Raw genomic sequence first — 16,252 nt, 5'->3', positions numbered from 1 at the left:
CAAAACGGGAAAGGGGCGCCTGCGCGCCCCCTTCATTGCCGGTCTCAAGGCACGGGATCGCCGCGCTCAGGCCGCGACCACATTCTTGAGGAACCGCTCGATCTCCTGGCGGAAGCGCTGGGTGTGGCGCGCCGCCTCGCCGGTCGCGCCCAGCACCTGCTGGGCCGAGCGGTTGGTCTCCTCCACCGCCGTGTCGAGCTCGCCGATGCTGTCGACAACCGAGCGCGTACGGGAGGCGGCGAGCTGGATGTTGGAGCTGATCTCCGTCGTCGCAGCCCCCTGCTGCACCACCGCCGCGGCAATAGCGCTGGTGTGGTCGTTGACCTCGTCCATGGTGGTGGCGATCTCGGCAATCGCCTTTGCCGTCTCCGCGGTGGCCGACTGGATCGCGACGATCTGGCCCGAGATCTCGCCGGTGGCGCGCGAGGTCTGGTCGGCGAGCTGCTTCACCTCGGCTGCAACGACGGCAAAGCCCTTGCCGGCCTCGCCGGCGCGCGCCGCCTCGATGGTAGCATTCAGCGCCAGCAGATTGGTCTGCTCGGCGATCGCCTGGATCAGGGTCACCACCTCGCCGATCTTGCCGGCGGCAGCGGCAAGGCCCGAGACTTTCTGGTTGGTCGCCCGCGTGTTGTCGGTTGCGCGGGTGACGACCGTGGTGGTGCGCTCGACCTGTTCCGAAATCTCGCGGATCGAGGAGGACAGCTCCTCCGCCGCGCCCGCAACGGACTGCACGTTGCCGGAGGCCTCGCGCGAGGCCGAGGACGCGCCCTCCGCTTGCTCCGCGCTGGAAGCGGCGACCGTCTCCAGCGTGCGCGCGGTCGCCTCCAGGCTCGCATTGGCGTGGTCGACGGCGGTCAGCACCTCCTGCGCGGTCGACTGGAACCCCTTGATCAAGGCATCGACCTGCCGCTGGTGCGCGTCGCGCGCCTGCCGGTCGCCATGCTGCTCGCGCTCCAGCCGCTCCTGCTCGATGCGGTTGTCGCGGCAAACCTCGATGGCGCGGGCGATATCGCCGATCTCGTCCGACCGGTCGCGGCCCGCGACCTTGAAGCCGGTCTCGCCGGCCGCCAGTTCCATGATCTGGCCGGTGACGGTGCGCAGCGGATTGCAGATCGAGCGCACCGCGAAGACGACCGCACCGGCGGCGATCGCCAGCAGCAGCAGGCCGACGCCGATGCCGGCCGCGCGCGCCATGTCGGCAATCGCCACATAGGCGGTGCGGTCCACCGCGATCACCGCGACGGCGATGGGATTGCCCGAATAGTCGCCGACATTGACCTGATCGACATAGAAATCGCCCGATGCCGAGACGAGGCCGCCGCCGGCCGTCTGCGCGGCAAGCGCCAGCGGATCCATGTCGGCCGGCAGGCGGTTGCCGATCACTTCCAGCGCATCGCTCCCCTCGGCACCGAACCGCAGGACCGCCAGCGGATAGCCGGTCTTTTCGGTGAAATCGGCGACGAACATTTCGTGGAACTCGAGGCCGAACTCGACCGACCCCTTGTGCTGGCCGTCGACGACGATGGGCACGACGCCGCGATTGCCGATGCCGGCAACCCCCTTCTCCAGGCCGGAAATGTCCTTCACCCCGCCGTTGGTCTCCACCACGGTGGCGCGGAACGACGACAGGTCGTCGCCGAATTTCTCCGGCTTGTGGACCCGCAGGAACGACGTCGCGGGCGGCAGATGGAACTGGAACTGCCGGATGCCGAACTGCTCCTTGAGCGCCTCGAAGGCCGGGACGAATTCGCCCGCCAGGCCCTCGCGGTCACCGGCGGCGAAGCGCTGCTGCACCGACGTCTGCCCGGCCACCACCCTGGCGAGCAGCAAGGCCTGGCGGCTTTCCGCCTCGACCAGTGCCTGCAGCTGGCGCTTGGCGCCGGCCACCTCCCGCTGCAAAGCGGTATCTGTCAGGGTGCCGGCCACCCATTGCGAAATGGCAAAAGCGGAAACCGCGCCAAGCAATGCCAGTGCGATCGTCACCAGCATCATGCGCGCTCGTATCGTCTTCATCCTTGATCCTCCGGTCGACCGGTCGGCAGGGAGTTGGAAAGAAAAGCCATCAATTTGCACAAATTTGAATATTCATAGGTGACCGAGTCTGAACCTGAGGTTGAGCAACACATGCTGAACAATGTCTTAAGCGCAAACGTTTGACGCAGCGGCAATTCGCTCAATTCCGCGACTTTTCTGCAGCAAGGCGGTCCTCCGGCGTTGGCGTCTTGTCCTTTTTGCCGGGGATCGCCTATGGTCCGCCGGCACAGCGTCTTGCGCCGCGTCCGTTCCGTCTGCCGAAAAGAGACACCGATGACCCAGCCCGCACCGCTTCTCGTCCCCGGGCTTTCCGCCCTGGCGCCGTCCTACCGTGCCGTCCTGTGCGACGTGTGGGGCGTGCTGCACAACGGTGTCGCGGCCTTTCCCGAGGCCTGCGAGGCGCTGGCGCGGTTCCGCCGCGAAGCCGGGGGGATCGCGGTGCTGATCACCAATGCGCCGCGTCCGACGAGCTCCGTGCTCAAGCAACTTCAGGGGCTCGGCGTGCCGCTCGACGTCTTCGACGACGTGGTGACCTCTGGAGACGTGACCCGCGGCCTTCTGGCCGCAACCCGCGAGCAGCCGGTCTTCCACATCGGCCCGGCGCGCGATCTCACCCTGTTCGAGAGCCTCGACATCCGCCTCGTCGGCGAGGAAGAGGCCGAGCAGGTGGTGTGCACCGGTTTCCACGACGACGAAAACGAGATGCCGGAAGACTATCGTCCGATGCTCGAGCGACTGGCGGCACGCGGCCTGCCCTTCCTGTGCGCCAATCCGGACATCGTGGTGGAACGCGGCAACCGGCTGGTCTGGTGCGCCGGCGCCATCGCGCGTCTTTACGAGGATATCGGCGGCGCCGTGACCATTCTCGGCAAGCCGCATGCGCCGATCTACGAGGAAGCGGTGGCGCGGGTGGCGAAGATCGCCGGCGAAGCGGTGGCGCGCGAGCAGATCCTCGCCATCGGCGACGGGTTGCCGACCGACATTCGCGGCGCGGTCGCCAACGAGATCGACGTGCTGTTCATCACCGGCGGCATCCACGGCGCCGACTTCGGCCCGGTCGACGCCCCCGACGAGGCCCTGGTCCGCCGCCGCCTTGCCGAGGAAGGCCTGGAGGCACGCGCGGCGGTGCCGCACCTGCGCTGGTAACGCTCCAGGCCTGCCCCTCTTCTGCCTCGCCCCCTACCCAACGCCGGATCGCGAGAAACCGCCAATTCAGGCACATCTCCTGTTTGCATGCCGCAACCGGCGGGATATGCTGACGGAGGGGAAAGGTTTTATCGGCTCCCCGACGGATTTGGCGAGACGCGAGGCTGGGGGGCTTCATGCGATTTCTTGCAGACTTGCTGTCGACCTTGCGACGTGCGGCACCCCGTGCGGCGATGCTGGTCGTGGCCGCAGGCCTTGCCGGCCCGGCCGCTGCCCAGGACGGCACGACGCCGCTGCAGACGTTCCAGACCTACGTCGTCAACAACGACCTGACCAACGCACAGTTCTTCCTGCAGAACGGGCTGGTCACCGCCGCGGAGATCGACACGGGCGATCTGTTCCTCAAGGCGCTCTTTGCGAACAATACCCGCGGCTCGGACACGCGCCCTCTCGACTTTGCCAATATCGAGCAGGTGGCGCGCCTGCACGACTATCTCTCAGTGTTGGCCCCGGTCGACATGAACGGGCGCGAGCGGTGCTGGAATTACAACACGCGCATCACCGAACGCTGGTGCGGACTGGCGACAACGATGCTGGCGCAGGGCGTGTCGCCGCAGGCGATCTCCTTCTACCTGCAGCGCGGCCTCGACCTTGCCGCCCGGCCCGAGGAAGTCGCCTCTCCGGCGCTGGCGCTGATCGCCAATCTCGGTAGCCGCTACTCGATGGAGGATCTCAACTGGTTCTCCCAGAACGGGCTGCAGCTCGGCTCCGAAACCTTCCCGCTGTCGCATTTCACCAGGCTTCAGGCCTATTACGAGCTCGACCTCGACGACGCCTACAAGATCCCCGAGGCGCGGCTCGACAGCCAGCCCTTCAACTTTCTCGACGCGCTGTCGATGACCCTGACCAGCCGGCGGCAGAACGGTCACGAGCGCAGCGCCAATCAGGATTTCCTGTGCCGCTACATCATGTTCGTCGCGGGCCAGATGCCCCCGACCTTCGACCATTTTTCCTTCCTGCTGCGCAATGTGCAGGAGTTTCGCGGCGCCAATATCGGCCGCACGGAGAAAGCCAGCAGCCGCCGCTACGGCACGTTCTACTATGAAGTCTTTCCGCAAAGCTGTGTTTCGATGATCGGAGCGATGGCTCTCAGCAGTTCCGAACTCGACCGCATGATCAGTCTTTTCGCAGCCGAGCAGGACATGTCGACCGCCCAATGGCTCGTCACTCTCAAGCAAGGAGCCCTGCAGAGCAATGTTCAGAAAAACTAGTCTCCTCATGGCGGCGGCCAGCCTCGCCCTCGTCCCCGTCGCAGCGCCCGAGCCGGCCCACGCGGGCGGAGAAGGTGTTGCCGCCGGCATCATCGGATTTGCCGCCGGCGCCATCATCGGCAGCCAGATGAACCGCCCGCGCGAGCGGCGCGTCTACCGCACGGCGCCGCAGCGCCCGCGCCGCAGTGCGGCCGAGCGCGAATACTGGATGAACGTGCAGGCTTCGCTCAACCGGCTGGGCTTCGATGCCGGGCCGGTGGATGGTGCGCCGGGGCGCAAGACGCGCTCCGCGGTGACCCAGTTCCAGATGAGCATCAACGCGGTGCCGGACGGCAAGCTGACATCCGATCAGGCCGGCCTCCTGTTCGCGCGCGTCAATTCCGGCGGCAGCATGGCAACGGCCCCCGGCCAGCCGGCGCCCTACATGCAGCCCGGCACGATGCCGGCCTATCAGCAGCAGCCGGCCTATCAGCAGCAGCCACAGCCGGCCTACGGCATGCCGGTCGGCGGCTACCCTGCCCAGCAGGGCTTCCCGCCCATGCAGCAGCCCGTCCCGCAGGGGGGGCAGCAACAGCAGGCTGCCTTCCCGGCTCCGCAACAAGGCGGCTTCCCGCAGCAAGGCCAGCAGGCCGCCTTCCCCACTCCGCAGCAAGGCGGCTTCCCGCAGCAGGGCCAGCAGGCCGCCTTCCCCGCGCCGACACAGCAGCCCGGAACAACGGCCGCCGCGACCGCCGGCTCGGCATCCTTCCCGCTGGTCAACGGCGCAGTCTCGGGAGCCGGCACCCAGCCGGCCGGCAGTTTCCCGCCGCTTGCCGGTCCTGGCGGGCAGGAGGCGATGCCGGCAGCGGCTCCGGCCCGGTTGCAGCAGCCGGCGCCCTCGCCCGCCCCGCAGCAGGCAACGCCTGCCGCTCCAATGCCATCGCCCTCGTCAGATGTGGCCGCAACATCAGGCTCGGCGGCATTTCCCCTGACCGCGGCCTTCCCGCTGGTCAGCGGCGCGGCCCCAGGAGCGAGCGCAGGCGACAGTGCCGCACAGGAACCGACGCCGGCAGCAGCCGCTCCGGCCCAGTCGCAGCAGCCGGAGCCGGCGCCCTCGCCCGCCCTGCAGGCGGCTCCCTCGCAGGCCCAGCCGATCATCCAGACGGATGCGAGCGGCAACCAGTTCGTCGAGATCAACGGCCAGCGCTTCTACATGAACGCGGCTCCGGCAGCGCCCGCAGCTCCCACCACCACGCCGCCGGCAGCCGTGGTGGTGACGGCAGAGACCGGCACGCAGCCGCAGCAGTAACCGGCGGCACCGGAAAGCTGCCCGGCATGAAAAGTCGAGTTGCGTGAAAAGGCGGACATGAAAAAAGGCCGGATCAACCGATCCGGCCTTTCTTTCAGTTTCCGGCCGCTCGCGGGGGGCGCCGGCCAGGCAGGATCGCGTCTCTTTGCGGACGCGCGAAACGGGTGCTCCCCTCCCGTTTTGTCCTTGGTATTCTTGCCGCCCGGCATCAGCCGAACAGGCGGTCGATCTCGTCCTGGGCGCCCGACAGCATGCTGTCGACATCGGCCTGCGACACGCCCTCGCCCGCATGCTGGGGTCCGTGCAGGATCAGGTCGCGGCGGCGGCGCTCCTCGTCGGTCTCTTCCTGCGGCGCATCATCGCTCTCGGCAATGCGCAGCCGCTCGACGAAGGCCGACACACGGCTGTCGATGGCATTGAGGGCACTGACCACCTTCGAGATTCGCTGGCCGGTGATGTCCTGGAAGGCGCAGGCCTCGAAAATCTCGATCATCTTGTCGTTGACCAGCGCCTGGTAGGCGTCGTGGTCCATGTCGTCGGCGGCCATGATGGTCTCGGCCGCTTCCATGATCGTATGGGTGGCGGACTCGGTCGACTCGACGATGGCATCCAGCTCCCGGCCCGCTTCCGGGATCTGGTTGTTCTTCATGTCGTTGGGGCGCAGGTTGACGATCTCGACCTTCAGCCGCGAGATCTCGTCGGCGATCGCCGTCAGCTCGGCCGTGATCGTCGGCTGTATTGCGCCGAGGAACTCGCGCATCGAGCCCGTCATGACCTCGGCGAGGTCGATCACATCGTTCAGCGTCACATCACCCTGGCGGTCCCTGTTCTGCTCCAGGAATGTGATGAGCTGCGCGAGATCCTTCTTTTCCAAAGCGCCCATAGGATCTTTTCCTTTTGGCGCGGCCTCCTGCGGCCGCGCATCATCCATCCGCGCCCGAAACGCGGACGCAGCTCTCCTGCTCTCCGGCGGCGATGCCGCCAGCTCCCTGCAGAGCCCGGTTTTGCCGGAAGTATCCGGATCAGTCGGAGAAGACCGCCTCGATCTTGCCCTTCAGCGTCTGCGCGTTGAACGGCTTGACGATGTAGTTGTTCACGCCGGCCTTCTTGGCGGCGATGACGTTCTCGGTCTTGGACTCGGCGGTCACCATGATGAACGGCGTCTTGCAGAGGCCGGCATCGGCACGCACCTGCTTCAGCAGCTCGTAGCCGGTCATCGGCTCCATGTTCCAATCGGAGATCACCAGTCCGTAACGGCGCTGCTTCATCTTTTCCAGCGCTTCGGTGCCGTCAGCCGCGTCGTCGATATCTTCGAAGCCGAGCTGCTTGAGCAGGTTGCGGATGATGCGGATCATCGTCTTGTAATCGTCCACCACGAGGACCGGCATCTGAACATCCAGGGCCATTGTCTACTCCATACTGTCAATCTGCCCGACCCGCTTGAGCGGGCGTCTGATGCTGCTTCAAATCTCCAGGAGGAAGACACTTGGCTGTGTCCCCGCCTCCCCACGCCTTGCCACACTACCCGGCTCCCCTGAAAACTCCGTTAATGCGCATTGCTACATCTGACACGAAAGCTTAATTGCCGTGCGCACCGCGAGCGTCTAGCGTCCCCTGCGGCCGAAGGAACAAGGACGGAGGAGACCGATGCTGGCGTTGCAGACGCTCTATTACGAAGATCTCGCGCCGGGGCTCAGCGAGACCCTGACGAAGACTGTCAGTTCTTCTGATGTCATTGGCTTCGCGGAGGTTTCCGGCGACCGAAATCCGATCCACCTGTCGGAGCATTTCGCCGCACGCACGCCGTTCCGCACCCGCATCGCCCATGGCCTGTACACCGCCAGCCTGATCTCGGCAGTGCTGGGGACGCGGCTGCCCGGGCCTGGGGCGATCTACCTCTCGCAGACGCTGAATTTCCGCGCTCCGGTGCGAATCGGCGACGAGGTGACGGTAACGGTCACCGTCAGCGAGCTGATGGAGAAGGGCAACCGGGCCCGGCTCGACTGCCGCTGCGCCGTCGGCGACACGGTGGTCCTGGAGGGCGAGGCTGTGGTCAAGGTGCCGAGCCGGGCTGAGCAGGAGGCCGGCGACCCGCGCGCCTGAGCCGACACGCCTCCCGCCACGACCTGACAGCGCGCTCGCAGCGCTTGACCTTTTTCGGGCGAATGGGCAGGGTCCGCCGGCAGTTTCGTGCCGCCTTGAAGGCGGCACGCCCGTTCAGCCACAGGCCGCGCGCCGTCCAGCGTGTCCGGCAAGCCCTCGACGCCGATGACAGATCTCGTTTCCGAAGCCTTTCCCGTCGTCAGCGATCTGGCGGAGTTCCCGGCCGCCCTTGCCGACGGCGTCGTGGCGATCGGCAATTTCGACGGCGTGCATCGCGGTCACCAGGCCGTGCTCGGCGAGGCGCTGGACATCGCGCGCGCCCAGTCGGTGCCGGCCTTCGCGCTGACCTTCGAGCCGCATCCGCGCACCGTGTTCAATCCGGACAAGCCGGTCTTCCGCCTGACGCCGGAGCCCATGAAGGCCCGTGTGATGGCGGCGACCGGGCTCGACGGCATGGTCAGCCTGCCCTTCACCCGCGCGTTTGCCGGGCTCGAGGCAGAGGCCTTCGTCCACGAGATCCTGCGGGACAAGCTGCATATCCGGCACGCGGTGACCGGATACGACTTCCATTTCGGACGGGGCCGGCGCGGCACACCGGACTTCCTGCGCGCTGCCGGCAGCTCCGACGGTTTCGGCGTCACCATCGTCACCGCCGCAACCGACGAGGCGGGCGAGGCCGTGTCCTCCAGCCGCGTGCGCGCAGCCCTTGCTGCCGGCGACGTGGTGCTGGCCAACGCCCTGCTCGGCTACCGCTGGTCGGTGGAGGCAGAGGTGCGCCATGGCGAGAAACGCGGCCGCGACCTCGGGTATCCGACGGCAAACCTGGCACTGCCGGCCGAGACCGAGCTGGCCCACGGCATCTATGCGGTGCGTGCGCGCGCCAATGGCGGCGAGTGGATCGACGGCGTCGCCAGCTTCGGCCGCCGGCCGACCTTCGACAATGGCGCGCCGCTGCTGGAGGTCTTCCTCTTCGACTTTTCCGGCGATCTTTACGGGCAGAGACTTCAGGTGATGCTCGCCGCGCGGCTGCGCGCCGAGGAGCGCTTCGACAGTATCGAGGCGCTGATCGCGCAGATGGACCGGGACAGCGCCGAGGCACGGGCCGTGCTGGCCAGCCTTGCCCCGCTCGGCGCTATCGATTTGGCCGTGAACGGCCCGCCCGGATGAGCGACAGCGCGGGCAGCGTGCCGGCCGCCGAGGTCATGCGCGGCATCGGCCTGATGAGCGTCGCCATGCTGCTGGTGCCGATGATGGACGTCACGGCCAAGTATCTGACGGAGACCCAGCCGCCGCTGCAGATCGCGCTTGCCCGCTTCGCCTTCCAGATGGTGTTCGCGTTGCTGACCGCCGCCATCGGCCCCGGTCTTTCGGTGCTGCGGGCCCGGCGCCTGTGGCCGCATCTGCTGCGCGGCTTCTTCCTCTCCGGTGCGACGGTCTGCTTTTTCACCGCGGTCGCGACGATGCCGGTGGCCGACGCCATCGCGATCTTTTTCGTCGAGCCGATGATCCTGACCGTCCTGTCGGCGCTGGTGCTGAAGGAACAGGTCGGCCCGCGCCGCTGGATGGCCGTGCTCGTCGGCCTTGCCGGGGCGGCGATCATCATCCGCCCGGGCTTCGAGACTTTCGGTCTTACTGCGCTGCTGCCGCTTGGCGCCGCCCTGCTCTTTGCGCTGTATCTCGTGATCACCCGCAAGCTGTCCGGCGAGGGCGGCATGCTCTGCGTCCAGTTCACCGCCGGGCTCGGCGGGGTGATGCTGCTAGGCACCCTGTTCGTTGCCGCCAATATCGCGGGCTACGAGCCCGCCGAGGCGGTGATGCCCGACCTGCCCGGCTGGGGCCTGCTCGCCCTGGTCGGTGCGCTGTCCTTCTTCGCGCATGGGCTGATCGTCCAGGCCTTCGCGGCCGCGCCCGCCTCCGTCCTGGCGCCGTTCAATTACCTGGAGATCGTCAGCGCGACCGTGTTCGGCTATCTGGTCTTCGGCGATTTTCCCGACGGGCCGACCTGGATCGGCATTGCCCTGATCGTCGGCAGCGGCATCTATATCGCCCATCGCGAGAACCGCCGCAGCCAGGAGGAACTGGCCGCCCGCATCAACCGTACCGGCCCGCCAGACTGAGCAAGACGAGAGCCAGATGACAAAACGCCGCCTATGGGGCCCCTCCAGCGCCCAGATTCTCGCCATTGCCGCCATCGGCATGGCGCTCGACCAGGGTTTCAAGCTGTGGATGCTCTTCGGCTTCGACATTGCCGCGCGCGGCCGTGTCGCCCTCACCCCGTTCCTCGACCTGGTGATGGTGTGGAACTACGGCATTTCCTACGGGTTGCTGCAGCAGGAAGCCGGTCTCGGCCGGTGGCTTCTGGTGGGCCTCACGCTCGTCATCACCGTCGTGTTCTGGATCTGGGGAGCCCAGGCGACGCGCCGGCTGCAGGCGGCGGGCTTCGCGCTGGTGATCGCCGGGGCGGTCGGAAACGGCATCGACCGCATCGCCTACGGCGCCGTTGCCGACTTCTTCCACTTCCATGTCGGCGACTTCTCCTGGTACGTGTTCAACCTCGCCGATGTCTGGATCGTTGCCGGGGTGGCGGCTCTGCTGTATGACAGTTTCGTCGGTGGCCCTAATGATGCCGCAAAAAACCCGTCTGAGTAGCCGCAGCATCTGATGCGCCGGCTTGCCCGGACCAAAGCCGATGCAGGTTGTTCCAAGGACGACCGCACCGGCAAGACCGCCCGACCCGGCCAGTCCCACCCGGACAGTCCGGGTCCGAACTGCCGGCGAGGCGTTTGCCCCCCGGGACGCGGGTTTTCCGCGCAAGAGCCTTGAAGGATAGCTGACGTGTCGCGTCGACCCTTGACCGCAACCACCCTTCGTCATGCCGGCCGCCGCGGCCGTGCCCTGCTGCTCGCCAGCGCCGCGGCCCTCGTGCTTGCCGGCTGCCAGCACGGCGCCGACGGCTTCAACGACGGCTCGAGCAACGACGAGGCGCCCGATGTCGCGATGGTCCGCAAGCTGATGGAAGGCCTCGGCGCGGTCGACGCCCGCTCGGAGCAGAAGATCGAGTACGCCCCGCGCGCGCCTCTGGCCATGCCGACCAAGATGACCGAGCTGCCGCAGCCGGAAGAGAAGAAAGAGATCGCCAACTGGCCCGAGCAGGGCGAGACCGATCTCCAGCGCATCCAGCAGGCCTATCGCGACACGCGCGACATCGACCGGCAGGGTCGCAGCGACATCTACCAGTCGCGCGGCATCAAGGAGCTCGCCACCGGCGGCCAGAACCGCGACATCCAGCAGGAAATCCAGTTGGAGAACCGGCTCGAGGACGCGCGCATGAAGCCGAACGAGCTGAACCAGCGCGTCGGCGTCGCCCGCAAGGAGACCGCCGTGCTCGACGAGAACGGCAATCCGGTGCGCCGCTACCTGATCGAACCGCCGGTGGCTTATTCGACCCCGGCCGCCGGCGCGCCGCTGCCGCAGGTCGGCAAGGTCGACGACCAGCCGAAAGTTTCCGACATGGAGCGCCTGATGAGCGGCCAGTCGGCGCGTACGCTGCGCTGATCCCCAGGCGACGACGACGACAGGTTTTGCAAGGCCGGGGCAATGCTCCGGCCTTTTTGCTGCCTGCACCGGAAGGCGGCCTTGTTGTCGCCGCACGCGCATGCGCTATCTCTGGCCCCGTCGCCTTTGGCGGACCTTACGAAAAGTTCACGGGTCCTTTGCGGCCGGCCTGCCTATAAGTGATCGGCAGGGAGAAACCTTTTCCGGAGATCGAACCTTGTCGCCTCTCTCAGGACAAACCCGCCACATCCTGCAAGACACCCCGCTGGCACGCCGCCTGCTGCGCGGCGTCTCGCTGTGTGCCGGCACGCTTGCCATCGCCGCCGTCCTCGCTGTCGGCCCGCTTGCCGGCAGCAGCGCCCGGGCCGAGGCCACGCAGGCCGCCGATGCCGCCGCCTTCGCCGACATCCGCATTGGCGGCGACATGAGCGCCTTCACCCTCGACAACGGGCTGGAAGTGGTGGTGATCCCGGATCGCCGCGCGCCTGTCGTCACCCATATGGTCTGGTACAAGGTGGGTGCGGCCGACGAGCCGGAAGGCATGTCCGGCATTGCCCATTTCCTCGAGCATCTGATGTTCAAGGGCACCAAGGCGCATCCGGGCAACACCTTCTCCCAGCGCATTGCCGAGATCGGCGGCCAGGAGAACGCCTTCACCTCGCAGGACTACACCGCCTATTTCCAGCGCGTGGCGCGCGAGCATCTCGGCGAGATGATGGAGATGGAAGCCGACCGCATGCAGAATCTCGTGCTCAGCGACGAGGTGGTTCTGCCGGAGCGCGACGTCGTGCTGGAGGAGCGCCGCCAGCGCGTCGACAGCGACCCCGGCTCGATGCTCAGCGAGACGCTGGACAGCATGCTGTTCGTCAACCACCCCTACGGCACGCCTGTGATCGGCTGGCCGGACGAGATCTCGGCGCTCGACCGCCAGGACGCCATCGCCTTCTACGACCGCTTCTACACGCCGAACAACGCCATCCTGGTCGTTGCCGGCGACGTGACCGCCGACGAGGTGCGCAAGCTTGCCGAGGAGACCTACGGCAAGGTGCCGCGGCGCGCCGAGCCGGGTGCACGCGAGCGCGCCAAGGCGCAGGTCCTGCCCGGCTCGCGCGAGGTCTCCTATTCGGACCCGCGCGTCAACCAGCCGAACATGCGCAAGGCCTGGGTCGTGCCGAGCTACAACACCGCCGATGGCAATGGGGCTGCCGCACTGCAGCTCCTGTCGGAAGTGCTCGGCGGCGGCAGCACGAGCCGCCTTTACCGGGAGCTGGTGATCGACCGGGGCGTCGCCTCCTCGGCCGGCAGCTGGTACAATTCCGGCGCGCTCGACGACAGCACTTTCATGATCTACGCAGTGCCGGCGGACGGCACCGGCCTGGAGGATCTGGGCAAGGCCTCGCTCGACGTGCTGCAGCGCGTGGCGAGCGACGGCATCACCGCCGAAGAGCTGGAGCGGGCGAAGAAGAGCCTCCTGTCCTCCGCGCTCTATGCACAGGACAGCCAGTCGACGCTGGCGCGGATCTTCGGTGCCTCGCTGACCACCGGCGGTACCATCGAGGAAATCCGCAACTGGCCCTCGACCATCGCCGCGATCACGGCAGACGACGTGAAGGCGGCGGCCGCCGCGCATCTGGCCTCCCTGCCCGTGACCGCCTATCTGCGAGGGCCCCAGCAGGCTGCAGCCGCACCCGCCGACAGCGCCCCGCAGGAGCCGGCAGCTGCGCAGGAGGTCCAGCAATGAGCCGCCGTCTCGCCGCCGCTCCCGCATCTTCGCACGGAACCTCGCCCTTGACCCTTCTCACCGCCCTCGGCCGCGGGCTTCTCGCCTTCGCCCTCGTCGTCTCCGCCGTTGCCGCCACCCCGCGTCCGCTCGCTGCGATGGAGATCCAGGAGATCACCACGCCCGGCGGGCTGACCGCCTGGCTGGTGGAAGACGACACGGTGCCGATCGTCGCCATCAAGTTCGCCTTCGAAGGCGGCGCCTCGCAGGACCCCAAGGGGCAGGAGGGGCTGGCCAACCTGCTCTCCTCCACCCTTGACGAAGGTGCGGGCGAGCTGGATTCGCAAGCCTTCCAGACCCGTCTGGAGGACCTTTCGGTGCGCATGGGCTTCGATGCCGGCCGCGACAATTTCTATGGCTCGATGCGCACGCTGACGCCGAATGTCGACGATGCCTTCGAACTGCTGCGTCTTGCGGTCTCCTCCCCGCGCTTCGACGATGAGCCCGTGGCGCGGATGAAGCGGCAGATCATCGCCGGCCTGCGCAGCGAGGCCAAGGACCCCGATGCCATCGCCGGGCGCCGCTGGGCCGAGCTCGCCTATCCGGACCACACCTATGGCCGGGCCGCGCGCGGCACGGAGGAGAGCGTTGCCGCGCTTTCGCCGCAGGACCTGAAGCAGCTGCATGGCAACATCTTCGCCCGCAAGGGACTGAAGATCGCCGTCGTCGGCGCGATCAACGCCGAACGCCTGGCGCCGCTGCTCGACAGCGTCTTCGGCACGCTGCCGGAGACCGGAACGCTGACCCAGGTGTCCGATGTCACCATGGCGACCGGCAAGATGGAGCATGTGGCGCTCGACGTGCCGCAGACCGCCATCCGCATCGGCCTGCCGGGGTTGAAGCGCGACGACCCGGACTTCATCCCGGCCTTCGTGATGAACCACATCCTCGGTGGCGGCGTGTTTTCGTCCTGGCTGTTCGAGGAAGTGCGCGAGAAGCGCGGCCTTGCCTATTCCGTCGGCTCCTACCTGGTGCCCTACCAGCATGCCGGCATGTGGATGGCCGTGACCGGAACCCGCTCCGACCGCGCCGACGAGTCCGTCGAGGTGATCCGCGCGCAGATGGCGCGAATGGCCGACAAGGGACCGAGCGCGGAGGAACTGGCCAAGGCCAAGGCCTATCTCACCGGCTCCTATGCGCTGCGCTTCGATACCTCGGACAAGATCGCCGACCAGTTGCTGGGCCTGCAGGTCGAAGGCCTCGGTCGCGACTATATCGATGAGCGCAACACCCTGATCGAGGCGGTGACGCTGGAGCAGGTGCGCGCCGTCGCCGCACGCATGCTCAAGGGTGTCGACCCGCTGGTGGTCACGGTGGGACCGGAGAAGAGCTGAGACAGCACTCTCGTCCTCCCTTCGCAAGACATGAAAAGGCCCCGCCGGATCGGTTCCGGCGGGGCCTTTGCTTTTCGACGGTGCGAAGAGAGAGCCGACCTACTCGGCGGCGCGGCGCAGGCCGCGTTGCGGCGGGCGCGCCTGCAGCACTTCCGGACGGACCGGGCGCGGCGGCGAGAACAGATAGCCCTGGCCGATGCGGGCGTCGTAGTCGAGCACCTCCAGCACCTGGGCCTCGGTCTCGACGTGGTCGACGATCAGCTCCATCGCGTAGCGGCGCAGCAGGTCGCCGAGATCGGCCGGGTGAATGTGGCTGGCCGGCATGTGCTCGTTGCCGATCAGGCGGCTGGCATGCAGCTTCATGTAGCGGAAGCCGCGATCCGACAGGACCTTGAAGTCCATCTTCAGGTCGCGAACCCGGTCCATGGAGAAGCGGTAGCCGAGCTCGTGCAGCGCGGCGAGGCTCTCCAGCTCCAGCGCGCCCATCTCGTTGACGTCGCTCTGGGTGAACTCGAAGGTCAGGAGGCCCGAAAACCCCTCGTTGGCGCGCAGGAAGTCGAGGAAGCCGGGGAAGAAACGCTCGTCCACCAGCGTCTGGATCGACAGGTTGACGAAGAGACCGGAGCGGCGATTGCGGCTCGACAGGCGGCGCAGCACCTGGATGGCGCGGAACAGCATCAGGTTGTCGATGGCCGGCATCATCCGCGCGCGCGTCGCCTCGGCGATGAAATCGACCGGCTCGAGATAGTTGTTCTGCGCATCGCGAATGCGGGTCAGCGCCTCGTAGTCGCGGACCTGGCGCTGCGGCAGCGTCACGATGGGCTGCAGGAACAGATCGACCCGGTTGTTGTCGAGCGCGTCCTGGATGACCCGGCGCAGCTCGGGATCGGGCCTTGCGTCCTCCCGCGCGCGCGCCATGGCCGGCGAACGCTGGCTCTCCTGAGCGCGGCTGCCGTGCGGCCCCTCGCCGGGCGCGGGGCCGCGCACCGCCGGGGCGTCGCCGCCGTGCTGCGGCTGCGCATAGCCGTGCGGTGCCTGGGCTGGTTGTGCATGGCCGTAAGCGGGGGCGCGATCGGGAGCCTGAGCCGCATATGCCGGGCCCGGCTGTGCCGGATACCCGGCGCCGGTCGGCTGGCTGTAGCCGAGCGCGCGCGGCTCCTCGTAGGCGGCGAAGCGCTCCTGCGGCGGGGGCGGCGCGATCTGGCGCGCGTCCTGCTCGTCGATGCGGTCTTCCATGCCGGCCATGGCCTCGGCCATCTGCTTGATGAGGCTGCCCAGCACCTCCACCTCGGCGAAGAGCGGATCGATCTCCTCACGGGTGCGGCGCGGCAGGTTGGTCTCCATGCCGGTCAGCCGGCCCTCGATGTTGCTGACGTCCTCGTCGACCTCGAGCACGCGCTCCTCGAGCGCGGCGACCTTCTCGGCGATGTCGCCGCGGTCGCGCTGACGGGCGAAGACCAGATGAACGACGATCATGGTGCACAGGAGCGACAGGCCGAGCGTCACCGCCTCGCCCGCAGGGCGGGCGAACTGGAACATCATGATCGCAGCGACGGAGGCCGCGATCACCCCCATACAGAGGAAAATGAAAATGCTTGTCGCGCGTGCCATGCTCGTCCGGCCAAGTCCGTGCTTCCGCCGAAGCCGAATCAAACCTACCTCGAATAGCAACTGAATACGACGATTCTTCCGAGTCTCCAGCCCCAAGCCCCCGGAGGAGCGAGGAAAGTGTCGCGGCCAG

At 67.4% G+C, this 16,252-nt stretch carries 14 protein-coding genes; 10 read left to right on the top strand and 4 right to left on the bottom strand.

Annotation, left to right across the window (positions count from 1 at the left end; genetic code table 11):
* Positions 1 to 66 precede the first annotated feature (66 nt).
* Positions 67 to 2,013, bottom strand: coding sequence for a methyl-accepting chemotaxis protein (locus GH266_RS18220; protein ID WP_158195093.1), 1,947 nt, complete (start codon positions 2,011 to 2,013; stop codon positions 67 to 69).
* Between the two features lie 294 nt (positions 2,014 to 2,307).
* Here GH266_RS18220 and GH266_RS18215 point away from each other — a divergent pair, with 294 nt between their 5' ends.
* From GH266_RS18215 to GH266_RS18205, 3 genes are all read left to right on the top strand, one after another.
* On the top strand, positions 2,308 to 3,180 hold the full coding sequence (locus GH266_RS18215; protein WP_158195092.1) for a TIGR01459 family HAD-type hydrolase: 873 nt from the start codon (positions 2,308 to 2,310) through the stop codon (positions 3,178 to 3,180).
* A 176-nt stretch (positions 3,181 to 3,356) separates the two neighbouring features.
* On the top strand, positions 3,357 to 4,451 hold the full coding sequence (locus GH266_RS18210; RefSeq protein WP_158195091.1) for a hypothetical protein: 1,095 nt from the start codon (positions 3,357 to 3,359) through the stop codon (positions 4,449 to 4,451).
* Complete coding sequence (locus GH266_RS18205) at positions 4,435 to 5,739, top strand: peptidoglycan-binding domain-containing protein (protein ID WP_158195090.1); 1,305 nt, start codon at positions 4,435 to 4,437, stop codon at positions 5,737 to 5,739. Before GH266_RS18210 ends, GH266_RS18205 begins: the two co-directional genes overlap by 17 nt.
* A gap of 208 nt (positions 5,740 to 5,947) precedes the next feature.
* On the opposite strand, the gene GH266_RS18200 is transcribed toward GH266_RS18205, so the two are convergent.
* Together GH266_RS18200 and GH266_RS18195 are read right to left on the bottom strand one after the other, a co-directional pair.
* Positions 5,948 to 6,622 carry a protein phosphatase CheZ gene (locus GH266_RS18200; RefSeq protein WP_199270367.1) on the bottom strand — a complete coding sequence of 225 codons (675 nt, stop codon included), beginning with the start codon at positions 6,620 to 6,622 and terminating at the stop codon, positions 5,948 to 5,950.
* A gap of 139 nt (positions 6,623 to 6,761) precedes the next feature.
* Complete coding sequence (locus tag GH266_RS18195; protein WP_067220588.1) at positions 6,762 to 7,145, bottom strand: response regulator; 384 nt, start codon at positions 7,143 to 7,145, stop codon at positions 6,762 to 6,764.
* 241 nt (positions 7,146 to 7,386) lie between these two features.
* Here GH266_RS18195 and GH266_RS18190 point away from each other — a divergent pair, with 241 nt between their 5' ends.
* From GH266_RS18190 to GH266_RS18160, 7 genes are all read left to right on the top strand, one after another.
* The gene (locus tag GH266_RS18190; protein WP_158195089.1) at positions 7,387 to 7,842 is read left to right on the top strand and encodes a MaoC family dehydratase; all 456 of its coding nucleotides are present in this window, start codon (positions 7,387 to 7,389) and stop codon (positions 7,840 to 7,842) included.
* 165 nt (positions 7,843 to 8,007) lie between these two features.
* The gene (locus tag GH266_RS18185) at positions 8,008 to 9,009 is read left to right on the top strand and encodes a bifunctional riboflavin kinase/FAD synthetase (RefSeq protein ID WP_158195088.1); all 1,002 of its coding nucleotides are present in this window, start codon (positions 8,008 to 8,010) and stop codon (positions 9,007 to 9,009) included.
* The gene (locus GH266_RS18180; RefSeq protein ID WP_158195087.1) at positions 9,006 to 9,959 is read left to right on the top strand and encodes a DMT family transporter; all 954 of its coding nucleotides are present in this window, start codon (positions 9,006 to 9,008) and stop codon (positions 9,957 to 9,959) included. Before GH266_RS18185 ends, GH266_RS18180 begins: the two co-directional genes overlap by 4 nt.
* Positions 9,960 to 9,975: 16 nt before the next feature.
* Positions 9,976 to 10,491, top strand: coding sequence for a signal peptidase II (gene lspA / locus GH266_RS18175; RefSeq protein WP_158195086.1), 516 nt, complete (start codon positions 9,976 to 9,978; stop codon positions 10,489 to 10,491).
* A 186-nt stretch (positions 10,492 to 10,677) separates the two neighbouring features.
* On the top strand, positions 10,678 to 11,397 hold the full coding sequence (locus GH266_RS18170) for a hypothetical protein (protein ID WP_158195085.1): 720 nt from the start codon (positions 10,678 to 10,680) through the stop codon (positions 11,395 to 11,397).
* A gap of 217 nt (positions 11,398 to 11,614) precedes the next feature.
* On the top strand, positions 11,615 to 13,138 hold the full coding sequence (locus tag GH266_RS18165) for a M16 family metallopeptidase (protein ID WP_244953713.1): 1,524 nt from the start codon (positions 11,615 to 11,617) through the stop codon (positions 13,136 to 13,138).
* A complete protein-coding gene (locus tag GH266_RS18160; RefSeq protein ID WP_158195083.1) occupies positions 13,135 to 14,511 on the top strand; it encodes a M16 family metallopeptidase in 1,377 nt (458 codons plus the stop codon). Before GH266_RS18165 ends, GH266_RS18160 begins: the two co-directional genes overlap by 4 nt.
* A gap of 99 nt (positions 14,512 to 14,610) precedes the next feature.
* Here GH266_RS18160 and GH266_RS18155 read toward each other — a convergent pair whose 3' ends face one another.
* A complete protein-coding gene (locus GH266_RS18155; RefSeq protein ID WP_158195082.1) occupies positions 14,611 to 16,122 on the bottom strand; it encodes an EAL domain-containing protein in 1,512 nt (503 codons plus the stop codon).
* Positions 16,123 to 16,252: the final 130 nt, after the last annotated feature.

The sequence above is a fragment of the Stappia indica genome (genome assembly GCF_009789575.1).
Taxonomy (GTDB): Bacteria; Pseudomonadota; Alphaproteobacteria; order Rhizobiales; family Stappiaceae; genus Stappia; species Stappia indica_A.
This window is presented reverse-complemented; position numbering and strand designations above follow the sequence as displayed.